The organism is Halalkalicoccus paucihalophilus (genome assembly GCF_001593955.1).
GTDB classification, from domain to species: domain Archaea; phylum Halobacteriota; class Halobacteria; order Halobacteriales; family Halalkalicoccaceae; genus Halalkalicoccus; species Halalkalicoccus paucihalophilus.
Map to the genome: position 1 here is coordinate 1 of NZ_LTAZ01000023.1, position 22,926 is coordinate 22,926.

The 22,926-nt window shown below is 53.6% G+C and carries 18 protein-coding genes; 12 read left to right on the top strand and 6 right to left on the bottom strand.

Features of this window, described 5'->3' with window-relative positions:
• Positions 1-150 precede the first annotated feature (150 nt).
• Complete coding sequence (locus HAPAU_RS21400) at positions 151-654, top strand: hypothetical protein (RefSeq protein ID WP_157078584.1); 504 nt, start codon at positions 151-153, stop codon at positions 652-654.
• A gap of 413 nt (positions 655-1,067) precedes the next feature.
• On the opposite strand, the gene HAPAU_RS21405 is transcribed toward HAPAU_RS21400, so the two are convergent.
• On the bottom strand, positions 1,068-1,445 hold the full coding sequence (locus HAPAU_RS21405; protein WP_157078585.1) for a hypothetical protein: 378 nt from the start codon (positions 1,443-1,445) through the stop codon (positions 1,068-1,070).
• Between the two features lie 1,074 nt (positions 1,446-2,519).
• Between HAPAU_RS21405 and HAPAU_RS19455 the strand changes: the two genes are divergently transcribed.
• The 5 genes from HAPAU_RS19455 (at position 2,520) to HAPAU_RS19475 (ending at position 12,749) form a co-directional block, all read left to right on the top strand.
• Positions 2,520-3,185 carry a hypothetical protein gene (locus HAPAU_RS19455; protein ID WP_066385917.1) on the top strand — a complete coding sequence of 222 codons (666 nt, stop codon included), beginning with the start codon at positions 2,520-2,522 and terminating at the stop codon, positions 3,183-3,185.
• A 1,073-nt stretch (positions 3,186-4,258) separates the two neighbouring features.
• A complete protein-coding gene (locus HAPAU_RS20765) occupies positions 4,259-5,236 on the top strand; it encodes a Kiwa anti-phage protein KwaB-like domain-containing protein (protein ID WP_084383943.1) in 978 nt (325 codons plus the stop codon).
• Between the two features lie 158 nt (positions 5,237-5,394).
• The gene (locus HAPAU_RS19465; protein WP_211263648.1) at positions 5,395-5,586 is read left to right on the top strand and encodes a hypothetical protein; all 192 of its coding nucleotides are present in this window, start codon (positions 5,395-5,397) and stop codon (positions 5,584-5,586) included.
• Positions 5,587-5,590: 4 nt separating this feature from the next.
• Positions 5,591-9,820: an Eco57I restriction-modification methylase domain-containing protein gene (locus tag HAPAU_RS19470; protein WP_066385924.1), complete on the top strand. Its 4,230-nt coding sequence runs from the start codon at positions 5,591-5,593 to the stop codon at positions 9,818-9,820.
• Entirely contained in the window at positions 9,813-12,749 is a 2,937-nt protein-coding gene (locus HAPAU_RS19475) for a helicase-related protein (RefSeq protein ID WP_066385925.1), read from the top strand. The genes HAPAU_RS19470 and HAPAU_RS19475 overlap by 8 nt, the downstream gene beginning before the upstream one ends.
• 509 nt (positions 12,750-13,258) lie before the next feature.
• On the opposite strand, the gene HAPAU_RS19480 is transcribed toward HAPAU_RS19475, so the two are convergent.
• Together HAPAU_RS19480 and HAPAU_RS22110 are read right to left on the bottom strand one after the other, a co-directional pair.
• On the bottom strand, positions 13,259-13,780 hold the full coding sequence (locus HAPAU_RS19480; RefSeq protein ID WP_066385926.1) for a hypothetical protein: 522 nt from the start codon (positions 13,778-13,780) through the stop codon (positions 13,259-13,261).
• A 747-nt stretch (positions 13,781-14,527) separates the two neighbouring features.
• Complete coding sequence (locus HAPAU_RS22110; protein ID WP_066385927.1) at positions 14,528-15,085, bottom strand: hypothetical protein; 558 nt, start codon at positions 15,083-15,085, stop codon at positions 14,528-14,530.
• A gap of 199 nt (positions 15,086-15,284) precedes the next feature.
• Here HAPAU_RS22110 and HAPAU_RS22850 point away from each other — a divergent pair, with 199 nt between their 5' ends.
• Entirely contained in the window at positions 15,285-15,413 is a 129-nt protein-coding gene (locus HAPAU_RS22850) for a hypothetical protein (protein ID WP_281177910.1), read from the top strand.
• Positions 15,414-15,448: 35 nt separating this feature from the next.
• Positions 15,449-15,694: a hypothetical protein gene (locus HAPAU_RS19490; protein WP_066385929.1), complete on the top strand. Its 246-nt coding sequence runs from the start codon at positions 15,449-15,451 to the stop codon at positions 15,692-15,694.
• Position 15,695: 1 nt separating this feature from the next.
• Here the strand turns inward: HAPAU_RS19490 and HAPAU_RS19495 are convergent, their stop codons facing one another.
• On the bottom strand, positions 15,696-16,211 hold the full coding sequence (locus tag HAPAU_RS19495) for a hypothetical protein (protein ID WP_245634280.1): 516 nt from the start codon (positions 16,209-16,211) through the stop codon (positions 15,696-15,698).
• A gap of 129 nt (positions 16,212-16,340) precedes the next feature.
• Between HAPAU_RS19495 and HAPAU_RS21975 the strand changes: the two genes are divergently transcribed.
• The 4 genes from HAPAU_RS21975 (at position 16,341) to HAPAU_RS19510 (ending at position 20,555) form a co-directional block, all read left to right on the top strand.
• The gene (locus HAPAU_RS21975; RefSeq protein WP_169802698.1) at positions 16,341-16,493 is read left to right on the top strand and encodes a hypothetical protein; all 153 of its coding nucleotides are present in this window, start codon (positions 16,341-16,343) and stop codon (positions 16,491-16,493) included.
• 192 nt (positions 16,494-16,685) lie between these two features.
• The gene (locus tag HAPAU_RS19500; protein ID WP_066385931.1) at positions 16,686-17,138 is read left to right on the top strand and encodes a hypothetical protein; all 453 of its coding nucleotides are present in this window, start codon (positions 16,686-16,688) and stop codon (positions 17,136-17,138) included.
• A 91-nt stretch (positions 17,139-17,229) separates the two neighbouring features.
• Positions 17,230-17,901, top strand: a complete 672-nt coding sequence (locus HAPAU_RS19505; protein WP_066385932.1) for a hypothetical protein — start codon at positions 17,230-17,232, stop codon at positions 17,899-17,901.
• Positions 17,902-19,289: 1,388 nt separating this feature from the next.
• Positions 19,290-20,555 (top strand): NRAMP family divalent metal transporter, encoded by a 1,266-nt coding sequence (locus HAPAU_RS19510; RefSeq protein WP_066385935.1) that lies wholly within the window; start codon positions 19,290-19,292, stop codon positions 20,553-20,555.
• A 464-nt stretch (positions 20,556-21,019) separates the two neighbouring features.
• Here HAPAU_RS19510 and HAPAU_RS19515 read toward each other — a convergent pair whose 3' ends face one another.
• Together HAPAU_RS19515 and HAPAU_RS19520 are read right to left on the bottom strand one after the other, a co-directional pair.
• On the bottom strand, positions 21,020-21,592 hold the full coding sequence (locus HAPAU_RS19515) for a hypothetical protein (protein ID WP_066385937.1): 573 nt from the start codon (positions 21,590-21,592) through the stop codon (positions 21,020-21,022).
• A complete protein-coding gene (locus HAPAU_RS19520; protein ID WP_245634281.1) occupies positions 21,589-22,908 on the bottom strand; it encodes a hypothetical protein in 1,320 nt (439 codons plus the stop codon). The genes HAPAU_RS19515 and HAPAU_RS19520 overlap by 4 nt, the downstream gene beginning before the upstream one ends.
• Positions 22,909-22,926 lie beyond the last annotated feature (18 nt).

Sequence of the window (22,926 nt, forward strand, 5' to 3'; positions counted from 1 at the left end):
ACTTTTGATTAACTCACAAGTCAACAGTGGAAGTAGCGGGGTCGCCGCTGTCTCTAAAGTGTAACCACTCTCTGCTGAAATCCTCAGAGGATAAGAGAGTAGTATCAACATTGGTTGACTATTCAAGTACAACCGAGCCGTAAATTGATTATGACCGTCGATACCGAGGTTGACCCGGATCAAACCTGCCCCAAGTGTGGGACAGACGACATACTACCGCGCAACCCAAATGATAGTTCAACCACAGGTGTCTTAGGGAACCTTCAATTCCTTGGGCTATCAAGGAAGACGACAATCGGCCATCAATATCTGCACGTAGAATATTATTGTCCGGACTGTGATCATGAATTCTTTCCCCGTTCTGATCAGGATCAAGCGGATACGAAGAATGCAGTATCATCAGCCCCTGTCAGACCTTCCGATCGCGTCGTCGTTTTATCTCCTTCCGGAGAACGCGAACTAGGTGTTGAAGGTATTGACGCACACATACAAATAGAACTCCCGAATGGTGAACACTGGTTCGATAATCAGGTTATCCTTGATGCACCAGTTGACAGTGATCGTTCTTTGGTGGTGTACGATACCAAAGGTTATCCAATTGGATTAGTATGGGCCAGCTCGGAAGTAGTGAGTATCATGACTCCATTCCCCTAACTAAGTGAAATTAAATGTTCAAATGCGATATGTGATGAGGCATTATATACTTTCACAGGTCTACGGGAGCGTATACCCTACGGAACCCCCGACGAGTGGATGTTCAAGGACTGGAAACTGATTACGAGTGCGCTTGGCGACGCGAAACACGCGGAGTGTACTGCTATGAATGCGACACAGCGACTCGATACTTGAGGACATCGCGTATTACTGGGGTCTTGACGAGTGCGAAAACGAAAGGGTTCTGGTCAGCCTGTACGGAAGCCTTCCTTTCGGACACCCACTGATACCTTAATTCAGTGTTCTGTGTGGGAGTGATAACGCGAGAAGCTGCTAAGAGCGCGGAGCTAGATTCATCTGTATATATATGAGATTACATCCGACTCTGTCGAGGGAACTTTCGCGACAAGCTATTATACATCTTCAACGGGGGTACTGGGGTGAACTCCCGTCAGATCCTCTACCCGCGACCAATCGCCTCGGTCGGGATCAATGTTGAATCGGTCAAGGATGGCCTCTCGTAGGGTGTTCGGGTCGTAGTGGTTATGTGATCCATGATCTCGGCACCGCTGGATAATGAATCTAATCGCAGTATCACTCACATCATCGATTGTTGTCCAGTCCCCTTCGCCGAAGGCCATATCGTTCATATCCCCACGACATCGCTCCGTGGCTTCGATAACAGCGACTTCCACGTTTTTTCCAGCATAGTCCGATCCTAGTGCTACCCGCCCACGGTCATCAGCTCTCAGAGTATCGATTTTCTCTACTTCGATAGTCACTTGTGCCATACAGGGGTATATATCCCCAATCAATATAAATCTAGGGTAATATTGTGGGATAGATATGGGATGATGTCCCCAAATGTATGGCAGGATTATTCAGAGTTATCTTCAGAGATCTATGGGAGAACTCCCCAAGTAAGAAGAAAACTAATGGACAGGCCGATGAGTGTTAGCAAGGCACCATACCCTTGACCAACGTTCCGAGAGATTAACGCCTTCATTTGTGGCTCTGAGTAAGCATTTTCACCGTATCGGCTGATTGATTGATCCAAGACAGATCCTACTCCCATTACTGCATACCCGAAGATGGTGGCTGCACCAGCCAACGTTAGAACCGATCCACGGATATTCCACGAAAAGCGAGGGCAAAACAAAAACAGCAGGAGAAATAAAAACACCCACGCTCGCTCACGAATCTTTTTATAATACTCGTCAGTCACTTGATTAAGACGCTTCTCATGGATTTCTTCTCTATCCGGTTCACCTTCCTCTCCTTCACTGTACAGTACTTCACCTGAGCTAACTCTTTTTACTGATGTCGTCTTTCGAACGACTTGACCAATTATCCTCCGAAGCATAGATAATATAAGAACACTTGATGGAGTGTCTATTTAATCACCATGTTGGTGTTTTCCTCTTCTAGAATATATATTACACATACTACACGATATATAATTTTAATTTATATTTCGAGATATAATTCAGCAACGAGTCGTGATTAGATAGGAGTCCCCTCCGTCACATCGACGTTGGAGTGTTTTCGATTGTAGGCGGCCTAGAATAATTCGGATCAGAAGATGACAATGAAGATTGTCCAAGAAATCCGGAATCTATCATTGAACCTAACTAGAACCACCTGCAGCAAGAGCTTCAGTCAGCCAAGCGTCAGACAAATGGTTCGCAATTGTCACTGGGCTTTAAGACGACCGCCTGTGAGATGATACGCAAAGCTACGGAAAACAACCGAAAGGGCGGCACCGCGCCGACCCCGACAAGGAACAAGGCCTGAACACCTGTTCTTTGTCGGGGTTGGTGCTTATAGTTTGCCCCTCGGAGAGCCGTGGCTTTGCTCAGCCAACCATGACCGCAACAGCCGACGCTACGGACAGGAGCACCGTTGAAGCACTCGCTCAGACCGTTGAAGAGCTTCAAGAAACTGTGAACGAACAAGCCGAACGCATTGAGCAGCAGGCAGAGAAAATCGAACGATTAGAAACGGAAGTTGAAGTCCAAGCATCGAATATCGGTGGCTGTCACTCGCGCGTCTCAGATTTGACTGAGCGGGTTGACGATCTCGAAGACAACCAATCGCAACCCGATCCAACGGGCACGACAGCGGGTGACGGTGGAGGAACAGATGCCCAAAACGATCAAACGCCGCTCGAGCGAATTTGTGGACTCCCCGAACACATTGTCGATCGCGAGCTCACAGCCAACCAGAAGCGCGCACGATTCATCGCAAAGGACGTTCGTGACTACGCCGAGAAGGTACCTGCTGGACTCTTCATGGATAGTCAAACGATTACGAAAGTGATCGCCGCCGCAGAAAGCAAGAAGCCACACACGCAAACCGTGGCACGTGTCATGGACTTTCTCGACGACCTCGGGAAAGACGACATCAAGGTGAAGAAACGCCAGGGGAAGAAGTTCGTTGTCGTCGATCCGGAAGCAGCTAAGAGATATCACAGTCGTTGTGATCGGGGGAACGATGAAACCCCTGGCGAGAGAGTGATCGGAACGGTCTAACCACTCACCGACGAGAATAGTCCGCGAGAGCGAACCACGTAAGCAAGGGTTGGTCTAGTAACAACGCCGAACAAACCTAGTATAGTACAGTAGTAGTGTAGGTAGTAAAAACGATTCTAGCTGTTCTGGCTTCGCGAGGATATCACACCACGGTGTGATTAGAGACAGAAGTTTTGTCTATTGCTCTCTTTCTTATTCTTCATCAATTCAGTCATCTGCTAACCCGCCATATAGTCCAGATGGATCGGGCGCATGTTCAGGCATGTCTGGACCGCTCTGATGCTGCACCGCTTCCACGACCGCTGCTACAATCGCGCACGTCAGGGCTGCAGGCGACTTTCGAACTACGACCATAATTTGATTACTTTCACACTGCTAGCCTGATGTACTTCCGGCTCGAGGACCAACCAAGGCTACAGTAATCACCACCCAGATATGAGTCAGAGGCTCTCCGAATCCGAGCAAGTATTCCGTTCTCCGGTTAGATTAATCTTATTTATTAGCTCTTATGTTCCTTTATTTTTTATAATCTCTCTTAGATTGGGAGATGTTAAACCGTTATTAATAAAAGGTCTCTACATTCGCCATTTTCAATTTGAGCTTGTCTTCTCGTATGTTTCCACAGTCATTGCATCTTTTTGTATTATAATATCTCTTATACTATACTGGGTGATGAGGACTCAATCACAAAGTGGCGTTATAGAAAAGACAGTAGAAAGCTATCAGGAAAAGAATGAGTTGTTATCTATGTATCTTTTGTCATATGTGTTCGTATTTGCTGGCTTAACGTTCTCAAATACGATTGATATTGTTATATTTGCTGTATTCTTCATAATGCTTGGGATATTGCAGATACGGTCAGAAATTCTCCATATTAACCCAATGCTAGGTATCAGAGGATATCATGCATACAATATAACTAATAACGGTCGAACAATACTGGTGATTTCAAATGGTCGAATCGAAGAGAAAATAAAGTTTCCAGAGAATAGTTCTGAATCGAGCACAAAACCATCACACACAAAGATTGAATTGGTTCCACTTGGTGGCACTACGTACCTTGCCCCATAACCATGTCATCAGGTACTGAATCAATTGAAACCCTACGAGATGCACGCGGTTTCGCAGATTCTAGTGTTGATATAGAACTGCTATTAGTACGGAAACAAGAAAACACTCCTGATGTTGGTAAACTTCGGATCGGGGCTGACATTCAAGATAAAATTGCTGAAATCACTATAGAATCTTTAAACACCCATATTAGTAAACTTGAGGATGGAACGGTACAGGCGCGTCCTCTAGACATCGGTAACACAGTAGGAGACGAATCAGTAATCGAATGCGAGCAAATTTCAAATCTTCCTGACACAGAACTGTTCCGTCTACTGGATTCCCGTAGCGATCATGGTTGGACTAGCTATAGTGAAGACCCTAAACCAGACTTTCAGTTTGTCCGGATCAGCGAGCCGGATGGAAAGGTCTTGGTAGGTTTGAAAACGTACACAGATGTAACTGTTGTAGATACTAGTAAAAGGTTGATCCTAACGAATAAGAATAACGCGACCGAATATAGAAGAGTACGAGATAACCTACTGATCTTCGAGCCAAGATTTAGCGCGTTCTGCTATGATGGTTGGATTTTTATTGTTAAACCGAAGCCCTTCGAGAAAGTTTTTGAGATGCGGGAGGAGTACGAACGCTGTGGTCAAGAAGTGATTGATTCTCTAGAGAAAGCTGGCATTACATTTGCTAACCCCGATAAGACAACGAGTTGGTTGATGAGTCAGATCAACATGATGAGGGCAATGTATGAAATTTACGAAAATGATATTCATACAAGAATCACACCGGATATGGTAGAATCATCAATTAAAAAATATAAAATCACGGACCGATATTCTATTGAATACTCTCGAAATGGTGAACAAATTGAGCTGAGTATCGGCAAGTATGAAGACCGGTGGCGGCTCTTAAAATTGCTGGGTGGGAAATTTGCTGAGGACGATATCATGAATTCTCAATGGGAAATTGATGCCGGACGGAGACTGTGAGATTATGAGTTACTCTAAAATGCTTGCTTGTTTTGATTATTCTGCCTTGTCGATCTCGAAGTAAATCTACTACAGAATCCATGACAATCCATCAATAATTCAGACATAGTCTAATAAAAGACTATATACTCTGGTTGAAAGCATCTCAAACAGTACTAATGGCTCGCAAGCAAGTCGGGCGAAATACCGGGAACTCCGGCCGCGTCAATCTTTCCGGATCCGAACTTACTGGCCTCGATCTCGACATTGGTGACACAATCGAGATCGATGTCGCTGAGACCAAAGAGATCGCCCACGCACTGATCAACAGCAAAGAGTCCGATCAGTTCCTTATCGTCACTCCAGTTTGACTACATGCAGACGGAACTTACCTACCGCACGAATCGAGATTTGTTTTCCAACTACTATCTGGACGAGCACCTTCCCGAAACCGAAGAATGGGACGAGATTAGCGAGGACGAGCTCCGCGAGGCATACGAGGAAATCAACGAACTATGGAATCGTGAGAAGGGTACAGCACCCAAGCGCAACGAATCCCAGCTCGAAGAGAAGTTCATCCGGCCGATGTTCCGGAAGCTGGGTATTCCATTCGAGGTCGAAGAGAGTACCAGCCGAACCCAGCGTCGGCCGGACTACGGCTTCTTCGAATCAGAGAAAGCGGCCCGTGGCGCATTCGAACGCCGCGAAGAGGGTGGCGACTTCTACAAGGACACCGTCGCCGTTGCAGACGCGAAACGCTGGGGACGCCCGCTGGACACGCGCGGGAGTGGCGAACACAAGCGTGACTTCGAGAATCCCAGCTACCAGATCCACGTCTACCTTCAGGAGACGTCTGCCCGCTGGGCAATTCTGACTGACGGACAGAAATGGCGACTCTACTACGGCCCCACGAGCCACCGGCTGGACTCCTATTACGAGATCGATCTTCCGACCGTCTTAGAGAAGGGCGACCTCGAGGACTTCAAATACTTTTACCTGTTTTTCCGCCATGAAGCGTTTCTCGAGGACGCAAGCGGGGATAGCTTCCTCGATGACGTCTACGGGGAAAGTAACGTCTTCGCACAGGAGTTAGGCGAGGATCTCCAAGACAACATCTACGATGCGATCAAGGTCCTCTCCGAAGGATTTCTCCAGTATCCTGAGAACAACCTCGACGAGGGCGATCTCGACCGGATACACGATAGCTCGCTTATCTACCTGTATCGGCTTATCTTTGTCCTGTATGCCGAGAGTGAAGGACGTGACCTGCTCAATACGGACAACGACATCTACAAGCAGTCATACAGCCTGAACTCGCTCAAACAGGAGATCGCTGAGGAGCTTGATAGCGCGGATCCGAAGTATCGAAACTGGCAGGATAACCTCTGGTCCCGATTGGGGGAGCTGTTCAAGCTTATCGATCAGGGTAGTCAGTCTCGTGGTATTCCTGAGGAAGACCTCTACATTCCTGCGTACAACGGCGGGCTGTTCCGTACAAACCCGGACGCGACTGACAGCCAAGAAGCGCTCTTTCTTGCTAATCACGAGGTCGGTGATGCGTATCTCGCCCGCGTGATCGAACTGCTCACTCGCAGCCAGAGCGAGGGTGGAAAGATATTCGTCGACTACTCGTCACTCGACGTACGTCACTTGGGGAGCATCTACGAGGGGCTTCTCGAGTATCAACTCAACGTAGCCGACGAGCCATTGACGCTTGACGATGGGGAGTACGTAATTCCCGATGAAGGCGATGAGATCCTTGTGGAAGTAGGGGAGGTCTATCTTACAACAGGCTCTGGTGAGCGGAAAGCGACTGGGTCCTATTACACACCAGAATACGTCGTCGAGTATATCGTCGATAATACGCTTGGACCATTGGTTGGCGACATTCGTGAGGACCTCGTTGGGCAGAGTGCGCGTGGTGACGAACGAGGATTTGCCGATAAGTTCGCCGACCGTGTATTCGATCTGAAGGTTCTCGACCCAGCGATGGGGAGTGGACACTTCCTTACGAACGCTGTCGACTACCTGGCCCGCGAAATTATCGACGCTCAAGAGAAGCAGGCCGCACAGCAGGGAGTCGAGACGGTCGACGAGGAACGGGACATCAACTGGGCCCGCCGACAGGTCGCCCAGCGGTGTATCTACGGCGTGGACCTGAACCCTCTCGCGACAGAACTCGCGAAAGTATCATTGTGGCTACGTACACTCGCAGCCGAGCAGCCGCTCGCATTCCTCGACCACCACCTCAAGACCGGCAACTCGCTGGTGGGGAGTGACATCGAGGACGTACTGGATAACGGCGACGGCGGCGCGAGGACCGACGACGGGCAGCTCACACTGGAGCAGTCATTCGCACACACGCGTCAGCAGGCACTCGAACACGTGATGGACCGGTTCCAGGACTTGCTGGCCATCGACAACGAGACGCTCGCAGACGCCAAGGAGATGGAGGACGTGTACGACGAGGTGCGCGAGGACCCCCTCTACCGGCACCTACTTGCGATGGCGAACGTCCACACCGCCGCGGAGTTCGGCCTCGACGTGCCCAGTGACGCGGACAAGCGCATGGCTGAGGCCCTCCGGAGCGACTCGTGGGACGACATCGAAGGGCAGGACTGGTATCGTTCTGCACAGGCGATGGCCAAGGATCAGAACTTCTTCCACTGGGAACTTGAGTTCCCGATTGCGTTCTACGAGCAGGACGGAGCACGGAAAAAAGACGGTGGCTTCGATGCGGTGATTGGGAATCCCCCTTACATACGGATTCAAGAATTACAGGGACGCAACCCTAAACAGGCGGAGTATCTTCTGAATGAGTATGAGTCGGCTGTAAAGAGTTTTGACATTTATGTGAGTTTCACAGAGAAAGGGCATACACTACTACGCGAGGGGGGTCTGCTTGGCTACATTGAACCTCACAAATTTTTCCAGAGTGATTTTGGAGAAGGGCTTCGTGGATATATTGCTAACGATCAAGCATTAAGAGAGGTACTTTCGTTTGGCCGTCATCAAGTTTTCGAGGGAGTTTCCGTTTACACCTGCGTCCTGATTCTACAGCGTGGTGGATGTGAAGAGTTCAGATATTCCAAGATTGATCCAGAGATATTGATTCAGGGCGAAGAATGGTCGACCCATAGTATGGATGCGACCTACACCGAAGAACCGTGGGTCTTCCAGTCACCAGAAACACTACAGGTCCTTGAGTCTATTGAGAATGCCGGTCCACCGCTCGAAGAGATCACATCTAAAATTTATCAAGGTGTTGTGACGAGCGCTGATGACATCTATCTCGTAGACGTGCTTGAATCATACGGCGAGTATGTGCTTGTGGAGAATGGAAAGGGAAAGCGAGTCGAACTTGAATCGGAACTCGTCCAGCCATTCCTGAAGGGGCAAGACGTAAAACGGTATGCTCCTCTTGATCCTCCGCAGCAGATTGTGCTCCCATATAATATATTTGATGAACGGTCACCAGAATTTATAGAAGAAGGCGTTCTATCGAGAAAATACCCGAATATTCATTCTTATTTCAAGTCTTACGAGTCTGAGTTGCGTGACCGCGACGGTGGTAGCATGGACTCACCAAGGTGGTATGACCTGACCCGTAATCAAAATATGATAGAATTCTCGAAGTCCAAACTCATCACTCCAGAAATAAGCTACGGTAGTAATTTTACCCACGATTCAGAAGGCGTGTTCCATAAATCGAAAGTGTATGGTATCATTTTTGAGGATAAATGGGATGAACTTCGAACTGCCCTTTTGGGCGCTCTGAACAGTTCCTTGCTCTGGTTCTACTTGAGGAATACAGGGTACGTACTTCGAGGTGGCTATTTTACGTTCAAGACAGACTACCTCAATCCATTTTGTGTTCCAGAGAAACAGCGATTTAACTCAAAGACGAATAGAAAAGTGTTTAGACAGGAGCTGTCTTCTTACGTGACAACACAGATTGAGACACGACGGGAAAGGCAATCACTCAATCTCGATCTCTTTGATTACCTCGGAATCCCGAGTGACGAACTCCCCGATTCAAAAGCAGGCGAGACGCTTGAAGAGATACAGATGCCCGTCGCGGGCGTTGCAGACACGCTACTGACCGAAACGGAAGAGGAATACGAGGGTCTGCGGATTGAGGGCGTCACCTTCGATGATGACGGCGGGCGATTGGTGCTATCGGTGGATCTCAGCTACAAGGTGGACGAAAACGACCCTCGCGAAACCGACCGCTGGGACCGACTTGCTGAATCGGAGTTCGAGACCTACGAGGCGATGGCCTTCGTTGGACTCTCCGAGACCGAGGAGACGCTGCTGCGTGAGTTTGTCCCCGTCGCCGTCGAGAAGGCCGAAGGCTTTGCGGGATTCCGGCAGGACGCGACCAAGACGAACTCACCGTTGAATCGATTGAAGATACTGACGCTTCCTGACGTTGACGAAATTCAAGCTGGGTTGGAGCAGTACATCGAAGTACGCGATCGCGCCGACGAACTTGACGCGAAGATCGAGAAGACCGACCAGCTCATCGACGAGATCGTCTACGACCTCTACGATCTGACCGACGAGGAGATTGAAATCGTCAAGTCCGCAGTCGCTGATGACTGATTACGCAGTCGGCGACCACGTTAAGTTCGCCGGCGGACAGGGCGAAATCACGAAAATCGAGGACCGCCCGAATGGAGGTCAACTCCTCCATGTCTATACCACAGAGGGACAGCTCCGAAAGCTTCCGAGTGGCTTGCCCCATATCGAACGAATCGACTCCATCGTTGACCGGCTCGCAGCCAAGCAGGTTGACGATCCGCTCCACCATGATCTCCGAGAGCGTGCGACTCGTCTCGACCTTGCCTATCGATACGACCGCTTCCTCTCGCTGACGAACAATCGTATCGAGATCGAACCGTATCAGGTCCAAGCTGCCTACGAGATTCTGAACTCGTACGACCACCGCTATCTCGTCGGCGACGAGGTTGGTCTTGGGAAGACCATCGAGGCCGGGATCGTCATCGAGGAACTCATCGCCCGAGGACGTGCCGAACGGGTACTCATTGTCGCCCCCGCACCGCTGGCCGTCCAGTGGCAAGAGGAGCTCCGCGAGAAATTCGACCGGAATTTCGTCCTTTATGATCGCAATACCGTCCAGACGTATCGCCAATCACACCCGAACCAGAACGTCTGGCAACAGGAAGACCGAATCATCACGTCGATCGACTTCGCCAAACAGGACGACGTACTCGAGGCTCTGCGCAATCTCGAAGAGGAGTGGGACATCGCCGTGTTCGACGAGGCGCACCACCTGACTGCCCGCCGTTCGAGCGACGATTCGACTGAACGTACACAGCGCTACATGGTCGGCGAGGCCGTCGCGAACAACTCCAATGCGCTTCTGTTGCTCACCGGGACGCCCCACAAAGGGAAGTCAGATCAGTTCTACCACCTTGTCAGCCTACTCGACCCGTATCGATTCAGCCACGAATCCCAGATCACCCCCGAAGGCTTGGAGGACCTGATGATCCGCCGGCTCAAGGACGATATGTACGAGACCGACGGGACGCGGATGTTCCCCGAGAAGAACATCGAGGCACTTCCTGTCGAGATGACTCCCGAGGAGCGCGAGCTCTACAACGACGTTACAGAGTACATCCGCGAGTACTACAACCTCGCGCAAAACGAGGAGAATCAGGCCGCCGGATTCACGATGGTCATCTATCAGAAACGGCTCGTCTCGAGCATTCACGCCATCCGGAAATCACTCGAAAATCGGATGCGTGCGATCCAAAACGATGCCGTCGCTGAGGATTTACCCGACGACGTCCAGGAACTCATCCCGCGCTACAGTACGGAGCCCGAGACGCTCACTGACGCCGAACGTGCTCGCGTCGAGGAAGCCCTTGAACACGTCACGATCACGCTCAATCGAGCACAGATAGATGCGGAACTCGGACGCGTCAAGCAGCTCTGGCGGCAGGCAAAGGCGATCGAGACCGATTCCAAGGCGGAACTTCTCCGCGAGTTCGTCGAGCGTATCCTCGCCGAAGACCCCGACGAAAAGATCCTGATCTTCACGGAGTACACGGATACGCTCAAATATTTGCGTGATACCGTCTTCCCAGAGCACGATATCGCGCAGGTGTACGGCGATCTCGAACAAGAGCGTCGGCGTCGAGAGATGGAGAAGTTCGAGGAGGAAGCGAATCTGATGTTAGCGACTGACGCCGCACAGGAGGGTCTCAACCTCCAGTTCGCTCATATAATGGTGAACTACGACCTACCATGGAATCCGATTCGGATCGATCAGCGAATGGGTCGACTCCACCGCTATGGGCAGGATCGGACCGTTGAGATACGCAACCTCTTCTTCGATAACACGCGAGAAAGCGATATTCTCGAACTCCTCCTCGAGAAGACTGATCAGATCGAGGCCGATCTCGGGATGCGATCTGACGTGCTCGGCCGGATTCTCGAGAACGTTGACCTTGACGAGACGATCATGGCCGCTATCGCGGAAGGCCGACCGACTGAAGCGGTAGTTGCCGACATCGAAGCAACGATCGAAGAGCGAAAGGAAGCGCTCGAAACAGTCGAAAACGACTTTCTCATCCGCGATCGGTTCGATCTCTCTGATGAAGATCGAGAAATCTTGGAAATCATCGAGCGAAGTCGCCACGGCGAAGTAGGTGAAGCTGATATTGAAGCGCTCGTCCGGGAGTTCTTCGACGAGTTCGGTGGGACGATCAAAGGAGTACGTCCAGGACCTGCTCGATCGAGTGGTGATATCTTCCGTCTTGAGGTCCCAAACGTCCTCACCGGAGACCAAATCAAGAGCCACTACGACACGGCAACGTTCACGAAAGACGTCGCGATGGAAGAAGACGAGGTCGACTTCATCGCACTCGATCATCCGCTAGTCCAGTCACTCATCGACTACTGTCTCGATTCGAACCGTGTCCAGGGCCAAATCGCCGTGAAAGTAGCGGCGAACCCCGAGGAGACACCGGGGATTCTGTTCAACTACCGGCTTGGATACGTTTCGGGTACAGGTGATGCGATCACTGAAAAATTCGTTAGGCTGTACGCGACGCGTGAAGGGACGATCACAGCAGAGATACCAGAATTCGTAGAAACGCTGTCGCCGAACGATAGCGTCGTTGATTCGTGCTCAACCCTTGATCAACTTGCATCGAAAGCATCGCAACTTCACGATGTAGCCGAAGCGAGAGCGTGGGACGAGGTCGAATCGTTTGCGGATGAAGCTCGAACCGAGCGAGAACGAGAGATCGGAATCAAACGAGAGCACGCTGAGCGCTACTTTACAGATCAGATTGAGGAGTGGGAAGAGCGTCTTGAGACATATCAGGAGCGTGCTGAGCAGGGAGCCGATATGAGTGCACCGATCGGGAATGCCCAGCGTGAGCTCGAACAGCTCCGACGACAACGAGACAAAGAATTGAGCCAGCTTGGAGAGGAGCAGCACGTCACACCGGAAGAGCCAGAGTTAGTTACCGCTGCGCTTGTGATTCCTCCAGAGGAGTGATGGCAAGAGGAAGCCGACAGCCCCAACGCTCTCGCCGAAACAGAGAGCCTGAAAGAATCAGCCCTGATCGGCTAACAGATACCGCTCTCGGCGCTCAACGGTCCGGCGAGCCGTTGAGTAGGCCACGCCGGTTCAGTTCTCGATTACCCGATACGAGTGCCCTGTGTCGCATAGGTCGGGCTGACCCGCTCGAGACTTTCCATTCGATACGTTTCCCATCGAGGTCGAGTGCCTTGGAGATCGTAGTTTGATACTGCCCGTTTTGGTTGACGGTAGTTCGGGTGGTTTGAGGTGTCTCTGGCAATACTGTTGATTCTAACGCTATTTTAACTGATAATAGAGGTTGTTTCGGGTATTCCGGTTTCTGGAACACTTCCCCCTGATAGTCGGTCCACAATCATAGTTGGTTTCGTAGTGATTCGTGCAACCGTTCGAGAACGAGCGTTCTCATTCGGATCGATGGACTGGAATTGATCGTCGAAAGAATACGAATCTGGTGAGCCTTGTGCTCAGGCAGTGCTAAGCACGGACTCCGCACGGTGGTAGCGATACCCCTTCGGGATTAATCGGATCTCGTCGAACGAATCCGGCATTTCGAAGGTCTCGCTGTCTCGAATGACCTTGACGAGCCGTTCCAACTTCTCCCGTCGGTTCTGCGGCGTGCCGACGCGAAGATAGTTTTCTAATTCGCCAGGTTCGAAGCCGAGTTTTCGGGCCAATTCCTCTCGGAGCGTTTCGCTATCCTCGTTCGTCACGTAAGGGTCGCCTCCATCAGCGACCGCCATCTTTCCGTCTTCGTCGGAGGGATCCATCGAGCGAATGTACTCAAGTGCACGTCCGCATTCTCCGTGGACCGCCGCAGGGAATTTCTTCTCTCCCATGACGAACTCGCCGTCGCGTTCCCGAATGATGTACCAGTCGGGTCCGTTGGGCTCGTAGCGATCAAGCAATCCAGCTCCGAAGAGGTTGTCAACGGCAGTGTCGAGGTTGCAATTGAGGTCCAATCCCATCTCGTCGAGAGTCATTTCCATGTCTCTTTTCCCAAGGTCTGGGCCCGTTTCACCGGGTACTGTCTGTCTCCAGTGATGCGCGGTGTAGACCTTGATCTGCCCTTCCAGGCTAGGATGGTGGGAGTGCTGTTCTCGAAGTCGATTGATAATGTTCCTAGGATTCAAGCGTAATCGCAAGACTGCAGTTGGTTCGCCTCCCGGCAGTAAGATTTACGTACCGACGTGCGTAGATACGGTTGTCTTCGCACATCAAAGACATACTGCTGTCGCGAGGGATGTCCGAACCTGGCCTAAACAGGTTCGAACCAATGCCCCATTCTCGTGAGTTGAGCATTCGCCTGTAGTGTCTACTCTGATAATGGAATTCCTAATATAAAAGCTCCACGCTCATTATGGGCGTGAAACACCTCCGAAGGTGCTCTAGGCTGCCCTAGAAGGGTGATCTGGAAATTAGGAGCAATCACCTAGTTTCGGTTTCGATATCGATTAGCGGTAATTTGATATAATCTATCGCCTACAGATAGTAGTTTCATCAAATAACGCAAAATCCTAGTGTCAGAGATGTGTGCGCAACCCAGTTAGTTTTCTGGAGCGTATGGTAGTTCACCCGACGTATCAATGAACAGGGAGATGCGTAACGAGATCAAATTACGGGCAAACGACCCGATACAGAGGTATCTTTACAGAACGGTTCTCTCGCCCATTAACGTGTCCAATACTCATATTTCAGCACAGCCACTGATTCCTCTCAGTCGCTACCCTTGAGACTCATCGGAGCGCACACTCCTTGGCGTGGAACTTCGAGCGCTCTACGTCCCCGCGACGGAGAGATTCGCGCCCACAGTCCTCGCACCGCCAGTACTCCGCACCACCCTGCTCGGCCGGTTCCGTCCACGGCCCGGTAATGGTCGGCTCGTCGACGCCAGTGTCCTGCGAGGCGGTCTCGGTCGCAACACCGCCGTCGGTCACAACTACAGCATCGTCGGCCGGTCGGTGCTCAACGGTCGAATCACCCAGCCCACGATACTCCTCGCGAGCGGCGATCATCAGCTCGACGTCCGTCTCCTCGTCGAGATCGGGCACGTTGCGCTGGTTGAGTGCCATCTCGACGCGGCGCTGGTGCTTGCACGCGCCGTCCTGATACGTGGCGCTGGGACACTCGCACGTCTCCGTAATCAGGCACACGCGGTACACTGAGCCGCTCTCGCTGTAGACGTCGAACTCGCCCGCTTCACCGGCGTGGCGGTCGATGCTCATGCTCTCGGTCGCGGCGCGGATCGTTCGCTTGTCGATACCTTCTTTCGTGTTCGCTTGTTTCGTCGACATGGGTTCTTACCTGAGAAACCCGGCCTCGGTGTCCAACCACCGGGGCGATTCAACCGCCCGATAGCACCGGGTTTCTCTATCTATACTTACTATCGCCACTCACTTATACATTTGCATAAGTAGTGAGCAGTTTATACGAGTGCATACATTTAAGTGATTAGGGATAGACGTATACAGTGTGGGCGCACAAACCCAAGCTGTGAAAGAGTACACAACGATTCGGGTTACACCCGACGTGGCCGACGAACTTCACGACCGCAAAGAGAGAGGCGAGAGTTACGACGACGTGCTCCGGCGGATTCTCAACCTCGGTGAGTACGAAAAATGAGCGGGTGTGACTGTCGACCACCGCGCTCCCTCCGTGTGAGCGACGAAAACGTTGTAGAGGAAGACGTCGAATCCGTTCGGCTTCGGTGTCGCAACTGTGGGGGAAAGGCCGGTTGGCTCCCTCTCTCGCTCGCCAGCAGCTTCGGCGTGTCTGAGGAGTTCCTCCGCAAGGCTGCCGAACCGGGAGTTGGTGAGTGGACGCTGCATATAGACGCTGATATCGCGGATAAATTCCGCGGGAGCATGATGGATATCGACCCCGATCGCTACCAAGAAGAGTGAGTTACTCGCCGTCCGACGCCCCGAGTATCGCCTCAGCATATTCTTCGCGTGAGATGAACCCCGCCGATCGAAGTTGGTCTAATTCATCGTCCGACAGCGTCGTTAGGTCCTGCTCGGCGAGCTCCTCCAGGGGATCGCCACGGTCGACAACGACCGAGAGATCCGTCCAACTCTCGCCGAGCATCTCGAGTGCGTTCATGATCCCGGCGCGGACCATCAACTCAGCACGTCGTTCGGGGCGGCCTTGCTGGCTTTTGGCACCCGTTTCGAGGTATGGTAACTGCGATTCGATCACGAACGCGAGAGTCACAAGATCGGAGAGACTGAGCGAATGCGTGTCCTCTTGGGCTGCAAATGAAGAGTCGTATTCGACGGCCTCTTTCAAGTCCTCGATCGGCAGCTCCTCAAGGAGCAACGAAATGTCGGGGAGCCCGACATGCAACCGTTTGAGGATGTTACGCTTGTGGTACGACCTGAGCTGTTTCGTGAACTCCTCTTCGCGTTCGGCCTCAGACATACGTAGGAACTCGCGTTGAGTATCTGTCAAGAGCGAGTTCTGATCCGCGGATACGTCCATCGTAAAAGAAAATACTTGACCCACTCACAAAACATTAATGGTGGTGGCTGTATAACGATATCATGTATAGTGGAGATTACTACAATCTCAGTCTCGCCCGAAAACGCCGACGGGCTCCGAGCGGTTCGCGACGAGCGCAACCTCCGATCAATGGACGCCGCGCTTGAACAGCTGCTCGAGAAGGCATACGGTGAGACCCCGACCGCGGAGAGTACCAACTGATGGCTCTCGCGGAAAAGGAACTGTGGCACGCACGAACGCGCTTTCCCTGGCAGGACCGCGTTCGTACGTCGAAGTTCGGCCCCGGAGCGAGGGCGATGAGTATTGAATGTGCTCCTACACTCTCCATGGTGATGGAGAGTAAAAGGTTTTCCTGTACTCATTTCCCGGGTCGTCAGATCGCCCTCTATCTGTATGAGTACACACGACACGACCCCAACGACGACTGAACTCAGTAACGCCAGCGACAACGACACCGACGGCAACGAGGCCGCCGAGACCGTTACGAAACGGCGCGTCGGCAAACTACTCGGCGAGCAGCGCCGGCGGCTCTCGGACGACGTTATCCGCGATTACGACGAGATCAATTCCGACGGTCACAAGGTCAAGACCGTCAAGAAGCGAGACGCCGACGGAAAGGAACACGAGGTCGAGATCAACCTCTCACGGTTGCTCAACCCGACACCGAGCACGACCTCGGATATCGAGATCCTCGTAGTCGAGGCGCGGGTTAACGACGAGGCCGGCGACGGTGAGGTGCCGATCGAGAACCCGCACATCCCCGCGTATGATGCTATCCTCGATCGCGCTGAGAAGCGACTCGACGACGAGGGGCTTACCCCGGCCTGGGAGGTGCTCGGCGAATGATCTCCGCTCCCGAAGACTACACTGAGCGCCGCGAGTGCGTGCTCGCACGAATCGGCCACCCGATGGCCGACGAGGACGGGGTGATCGCCCGATGAACGAGACTAGCGACGAGGAAATGAACATCCCCGACACAGAGGAGCGAATGGTCCAAGTCGCCGTCGAAGTCCCCGAGTCCGTTCGCGACGGGGCAAAGGCCAAACTCCCTTATGGGGGAATGAGTCAAGTAATTCGAGAGGAATTGAACCGTGTGGCCTTCGGCGAAGAAATGGGACAGCGTTCGCGGCTTGAATCCCGGCTCGAGGACGTTCGGGAAGAACGGGATAAGCTACAGCGAGAACGCCGGGAGTTGAACGCGAAGCTAGAGAATCTCGAGGACCAAGCCAAAGACATCGAGCGGAAGTTAGACGACCTCACGACCCAAGAGGACCGGTATGAGGCCAAACTCGAGAGTGTCGAATACAACATCCGTATCGAAGGGAGGAATCTCTTCGCCGACCACGGCCAAGTTGAGAGTATCGCAGCAGAAGCCGGGAAAAGCCCCGAAGGCGTTATTAAGGACTTGAAACACCGCAACCCAGACGTCCCCGACGAAGCCTTTCTTAGTGGCTTGGACGGTGGCGGTGGATTCTCGCCACCGGACAAAAACCCCAAGAGCTCACTGAAGAGTGCTAAGAACATGGGCTACGGCAAGGACGGGGAGATGCGACCACTCGAGGAGAGGGAAGAGAAGTACCGTCCACGAGACCCCGACGCGGACAACTAACACGACCGGGCGGTTCGTCCTTTTACTATTTGATTGACACGGATGGGAGAGAGGTCAGTACGACTTCTTCTACTTCTAGATCTAGATTTGAGATATAGATCTAGATCTACTCTACTACTACTACTACTACTAGACTACTACAACAACAACAACAACAACAACAACGCAACAGCAACGCATCGCGTGGGTTGTTGGGGGTCCACTCCCGCGTGGTTTCACTGGTTCTGTCGTGGTTGGGTGGTTCTTTCCCGTCTCGTCCTATCGTGGTTCGTTCGGTCCTGTCGACACGTCTTGTTTCTACGGCGGGTCGTTTTCATATTCATATTCGCCAATTCGTGTTTCTCATTCCAAATTCGCCCACCGAATCGCAAGGCTGCGGTCGAACGGCGATGTGAGTAGTCCCGCAGCGAGGGTCAGAACGAGCGGACACCGCGAAATAGAGCCCACCGACGGGTGGGTTTGCATGGGGTTTGTTTTGTTCCACCGCCATCGTCCTTTGGCATGATGAGGGTCGAGCGCACGCGCGCCTGAAATGACAGTGCGAAGGGGGAGAATGTGGGACTGCGTCGGGGTGGCGCTGTCAGTAACGGGTCAGTCGTCCGCTTCGTGTCTCGATTCCAAGAGTCGATTTCTTTGGTGGCTCATCCCTTCGGCAGGCGGTCCTCTCGTACTTGCGGTTGCACCAGCGTCCGCCGGCCGGGAGGATGGTCGCAGCCGCCGACTGAGCACAGCGAGGAAGGCGGCGAGGACAGGCGCGCAGCGCAGCGAGCACCGCCTCGTTCCGGACAGGCCGGCGGTTCCGGCTACTCGACGTACGTCGCTTCGGTCGCGCCGATGAGGTTCTCGTGGAAACTCGGCCGTTGGGTCCGTTCTCCGTCGAGGGGAGAGCCACACATCCAGCACGAGTCTCGGCTCGATGTCGATAGCGGCGTAGAGCCAGTGTCGTTTGGTGTCGATCGTTACTGCGGTTTTGTCGATGGCGACCCGTGAGGGCGAAGCTCTCGGCGGATTTGGAGCCTCTTGTGCAACCCGGTGTACCCACTGAAACACTGCTTGATGTGACCGATGAACACCGAAGGTTTCGAGAGCCGCAGCGGTCTCACGAAGCGAGAGACCCGAACCGTGAAGCCGCACCACGAGCGCTCTGAGGGCGCTCGCGGTGCTTTCTTCAACCCAACAGTCAAGCGGGTCGGGTTCGAGCGTAACAGTGAGCGGTTCTTGGGTATGCATGACAGCTGACTTCAAGAACTGCTCGCTCGTTGAGTAGACACTGCCCTGCCTGCAAAAGACTTTTATTGTCAATTGGTGTGTAATTGTTAGGGAGTGCACCGACAGTGTGATCAGTTCTTAGTGATCCTGCTACTAGGCATACTCGTCGATATCTACTGATGACAACAGACCACGTAACACGGAGTCGATTAGACGGGGTATCGGCAGCAATCAAGGACTACGGGCTCGCGTTCGTGATGGTTGCGAGCTACTTCGGATCGGGGTCGGTGTTCATTGCGAGTCAGGCTGGCGTTGCCCACGGATATACGCTCTTGTGGGCGGCCGTCGGCGCGGCGCTGCTCGGCTTTGTGGCCCAAGATATGAGCGGACGTCTTGGTATTCATGGAACGTCGCTGATGGTATTTACCAGAGAGAAACTTGGGCGTGGTGGCGCAACGGCGGTCGCGCTGTTTCTCTCAATCGGCTGTGTCGCGTGGACTCTCGGGCTGGTAGCCGCAGTTGGTGCGAGCATCGAGTTTCTCACGGGCGGGGTAATCCCGTGGCAGCCTGTCGCGGTTGTGACGACGTTCATCGCGATCGGGGTGGGCCTGCTCAACTACGATCTGGTCGAGAACATCATGATCGGGATGATGATCGCGTTGATGGCGATATTCTTTGTTGTCATGCTCCCCAGTGGTGCGGAACCGATGGCGGTAGCAGCCGGGTTCATCCCGACTGTCCCGAATACAGCCGCACTCACCGTCGTAGCGGGACTGCTGGGAACGACGGCGCTCTGGCCAAACTTTTTTCTTGAATCGATCCTCGTCAAAGAGAAAGGGTGGATAGACGAGGACGATATCACAACGATGCGAAAGGATCTGATGGTCGGCTACGCGGTCGGCGCGATCACGACGATATCAATCCTGATTGTTGCGGCGGCAATCCTACCTGGACTTGGCTACACTGAACTTGAGTCGTTCCTCACACCCGGCGAGGCGCTCGTTTCTGTCTTCGGTACGTGGGCGATGGTCCTCTTCGTCATCGGGGTCGCTGTCGCGGCGTTCAACAGCATTATCCCCATTATGTGGACGCCAGCCTACATCATCCCGCAGGCGATGGGCCACGAGCCGACCAAGGAGAGCCAGCTGTTCAAGCTCATCTTCGTTGGTGGAACCGGGCTGGGAGTGTTTTCACCAATCATTTCGGCGGTGCTCGATCTCTCGGTCGTCAATATGGTTATTCTGTTTCCGACCTACAACGGCATCTTCGCGCTGCCGCTTGCAGCGGCGCTACTGTTCTGGTCAGTCAACGATCGCGAGACAATGGGCGAGTACACCAACACACTTAAGCTCAATATCGTCAACGCGACGCTCGTGGTGCTAGCGGTTGTTCTTGCGGTGCTCAGCATCCAAAATTTCACCGACCTGCTCTTCGGCGGGCTGTGAGTGATGAACAGATGACTAGACAGTGCCGGTCCACTGTATCCATAACGACGGAGACAGAACCCTGTGTCATGCCAGAAGAATACTGAACGTCTGAATATGAAGCGGGGTCCCGGCCCTGAGGCCATGGCCGGAGTGGGAGGGTGACCCTCCCGTGAAATAGTAGGAGCAAACCTATATTAGTTAACAGGCGGATAACAAGTTTTCCGTTTGCTCTCGTAACCGACGATCTCAGTAAGCCTCCTGCTTGAAAACACCACAATAAGCGTTCTTGCTCCTTTGACTGAGTCCGACCACCCGGCAGGCGGTCCCATCGTGCCTGCGGTTGGTGTAAGCGCCCGCCGGCCAGGAGGATGGTCGCAGCCGCCGACTGAGCACAGCGAAGGAGGCGGTGAGGACAGGCGCGCAGCGAGCGGACGCGAGTGAGCACCGCCTCGTTCCAGACAGGCCGGCGGTTCCGGTAGCGGTTACTCGACGTACTGCGCTTCAGTGACGCCGATCAGGTACTCGTCGATTTCGTCAGGGTTGACATAAAAGGGAATCTCGACGTCGTACGTTTCGCCGGCGTTCATCGTAAAGAACGGAACCCAGCCGTGTTCGATTCGGTCGCCGTTCTCGTCGAGTGCGACGGCGTCGACGCGGGTCTTTCGGAGGTCGTACTCACCGACCTCGAAGGTGCCATAACAGACGACCTCGCGGTCGATGTCCGGATCGGGCGAGGGGCTAATATCGAGCCCGTGGTCGACGACCGTGACCGTCTCGGTCGGGTCGTCGGGTCGTGTCGAACTGCCCTCGTCGCTGGCGTTGCTCTCCTCGCCGTCCTCGTCCTGCTGCTGGTCCGTTGTCCCATTACCCTCGCTGTTCTCGGCGTCGGCCAGCGGACTATCTGAGACGTTCTCGTTGCTCTCAGTGTCGCCGGTGGTTTCGTTGCTGTTCTCGGGGTTGTTGTCGCCGGTGATCAGCTGGGCGAGCCCGTAGCAGCCGGCCGTCCCGGCGAGTGAGGCCCCGCCGATTCCGGCGAGTAGCGTTCGTCGATTCATGATTGTGATTCAGTAGTTGATTGAGTGACTCGATTCACGGCCACGCCACGGCCGGCAGACACGCCCGAAACGACCGTCCCGCCGGTGAACCCGTGGAGGTTGACGTTGTTCTCGAGGAGCTCGGGGTTCGTTCCTGTGACACGGATGCCGATCTCCGGCTCGTAGAGGTCGACACGGCACCGTTCGACGGTTGCGCCGTTCGTGCTAGCTTGTACGTTAATCCCGTGGCCGTTCGCTTGGTGGATCTCGACGCTCGTATCACGGAGTAGCGGATTACCGTCGTCGAGCCGGATCCCACGTTGCGTCGAGAATACGACGGGGTCCCGCGCCTGGTCGATGATCACGCGGCAGTTCTCGACAACCGTCCGCTCGTAACCTTCTGCGGGCGTTCCGTCCTCGCCATCGATTAGCGGGTGTGGGACCCAGTCGTCGCCGGAGTTGACCCGGATATTCGCGACATTGCTATTCGCCGTGGTACAGTTCCGGAGAATCTTTCGACCGACATTGTTCGATGGAAGGCCACCTTTTAGGTACAGCCCGTTATCAGGGAACGCGCCACAGATCACGTTCTCAAGGAGCATGGTCCCGCTCATGCTCGACCCGATCGTGAACCCGGACGTCGACCACGAGGCCGCGCTACGGCCGCCCCCGCGGTCGTTGATCGTGTGTGCGAAGTGACGAGCCCCGTAGCGCATGTCGATGTTCGCGAAAATCGCGAGGGCGTCGTCGGCACGGGTGAGCGCGCGGAACGGGCCTCGAGTGCCGAGGTCCTGCCGCCCAATGAATCGAATGTTTCGGATGTCGGCGAGACCGGTCGTATAGAGCCGGAGCAGTTGCATTCCGTGGTTCTCCTCGCGATCGTCGACGGTGAACCCACCAAGGACGAGCGTGCCGGTATGGGGCGAGCTGGCCCGCCCGATCGCGAACATGATGCTCGACCCGCGGAACTCACCACTGGTGATCGTATGGCCCTGTATCGCGTCGACGTTCGCGTGTCGAAGCGTGGCGTTCTGGCCGATAATCCCGATATTCCCCCCACCGGTGTGTCGGAACGGGGTAGCAATTGTATACGTCCCTTCGGGGAACACGAGTAGCGTGCCGGGTTGGGCGTAACTGTTGAGTACGCCATCGATGGGTGTCTCACCAGTTGGGTCCGCGCCAACTGTGGTCGCGTCGACGACCTCGTTGAAATATTGGGTGTAGTTCTCAGGGTTGATCGCCGTCGGGACGTCCCCGGCAGCGTTGTCGATCGAGCCGATCCCACCGCCTGCCCCGCTCCCCAATAAGAGATCGAGACAGCCCGACGTGCCAGCCATCGTCGCGGCACCGGTAGC

Excerpts from the sequence above, each read along its gene's own strand:
- HAPAU_RS21400 (WP_157078584.1), top strand. The coding sequence starts at position 151 with ATGACCGTCGATACCGAGGTTGACCCGGATCAAACCTGCCCCAAGTGT.
- HAPAU_RS21405 (WP_157078585.1), bottom strand. The coding sequence starts at position 1,445 with ATGGCACAAGTGACTATCGAAGTAGAGAAAATCGATACTCTGAGAGCT.
- HAPAU_RS19455 (WP_066385917.1), top strand. The coding sequence starts at position 2,520 with ATGACCGCAACAGCCGACGCTACGGACAGGAGCACCGTTGAAGCACTC.
- HAPAU_RS20765 (WP_084383943.1), top strand. The coding sequence starts at position 4,259 with ATGTCATCAGGTACTGAATCAATTGAAACCCTACGAGATGCACGCGGT.
- HAPAU_RS19465 (WP_211263648.1), top strand. The coding sequence starts at position 5,395 with ATGGCTCGCAAGCAAGTCGGGCGAAATACCGGGAACTCCGGCCGCGTC.
- HAPAU_RS19470 (WP_066385924.1), top strand. The coding sequence starts at position 5,591 with ATGCAGACGGAACTTACCTACCGCACGAATCGAGATTTGTTTTCCAAC.
- HAPAU_RS19475 (WP_066385925.1), top strand. The coding sequence starts at position 9,813 with ATGACTGATTACGCAGTCGGCGACCACGTTAAGTTCGCCGGCGGACAG.
- HAPAU_RS19480 (WP_066385926.1), bottom strand. The coding sequence starts at position 13,780 with ATGGAAATGACTCTCGACGAGATGGGATTGGACCTCAATTGCAACCTC.
- HAPAU_RS22110 (WP_066385927.1), bottom strand. The coding sequence starts at position 15,085 with ATGTCGACGAAACAAGCGAACACGAAAGAAGGTATCGACAAGCGAACG.
- HAPAU_RS19495 (WP_245634280.1), bottom strand. The coding sequence starts at position 16,211 with ATGTCTGAGGCCGAACGCGAAGAGGAGTTCACGAAACAGCTCAGGTCG.
- HAPAU_RS19500 (WP_066385931.1), top strand. The coding sequence starts at position 16,686 with ATGAGTACACACGACACGACCCCAACGACGACTGAACTCAGTAACGCC.
- HAPAU_RS19505 (WP_066385932.1), top strand. The coding sequence starts at position 17,230 with ATGAACGAGACTAGCGACGAGGAAATGAACATCCCCGACACAGAGGAG.
- HAPAU_RS19510 (WP_066385935.1), top strand. The coding sequence starts at position 19,290 with ATGACAACAGACCACGTAACACGGAGTCGATTAGACGGGGTATCGGCA.
- HAPAU_RS19515 (WP_066385937.1), bottom strand. The coding sequence starts at position 21,592 with ATGAATCGACGAACGCTACTCGCCGGAATCGGCGGGGCCTCACTCGCC.
- HAPAU_RS19520 (WP_245634281.1), bottom strand. The coding sequence starts at position 22,908 with ATGGCTGGCACGTCGGGCTGTCTCGATCTCTTATTGGGGAGCGGGGCA.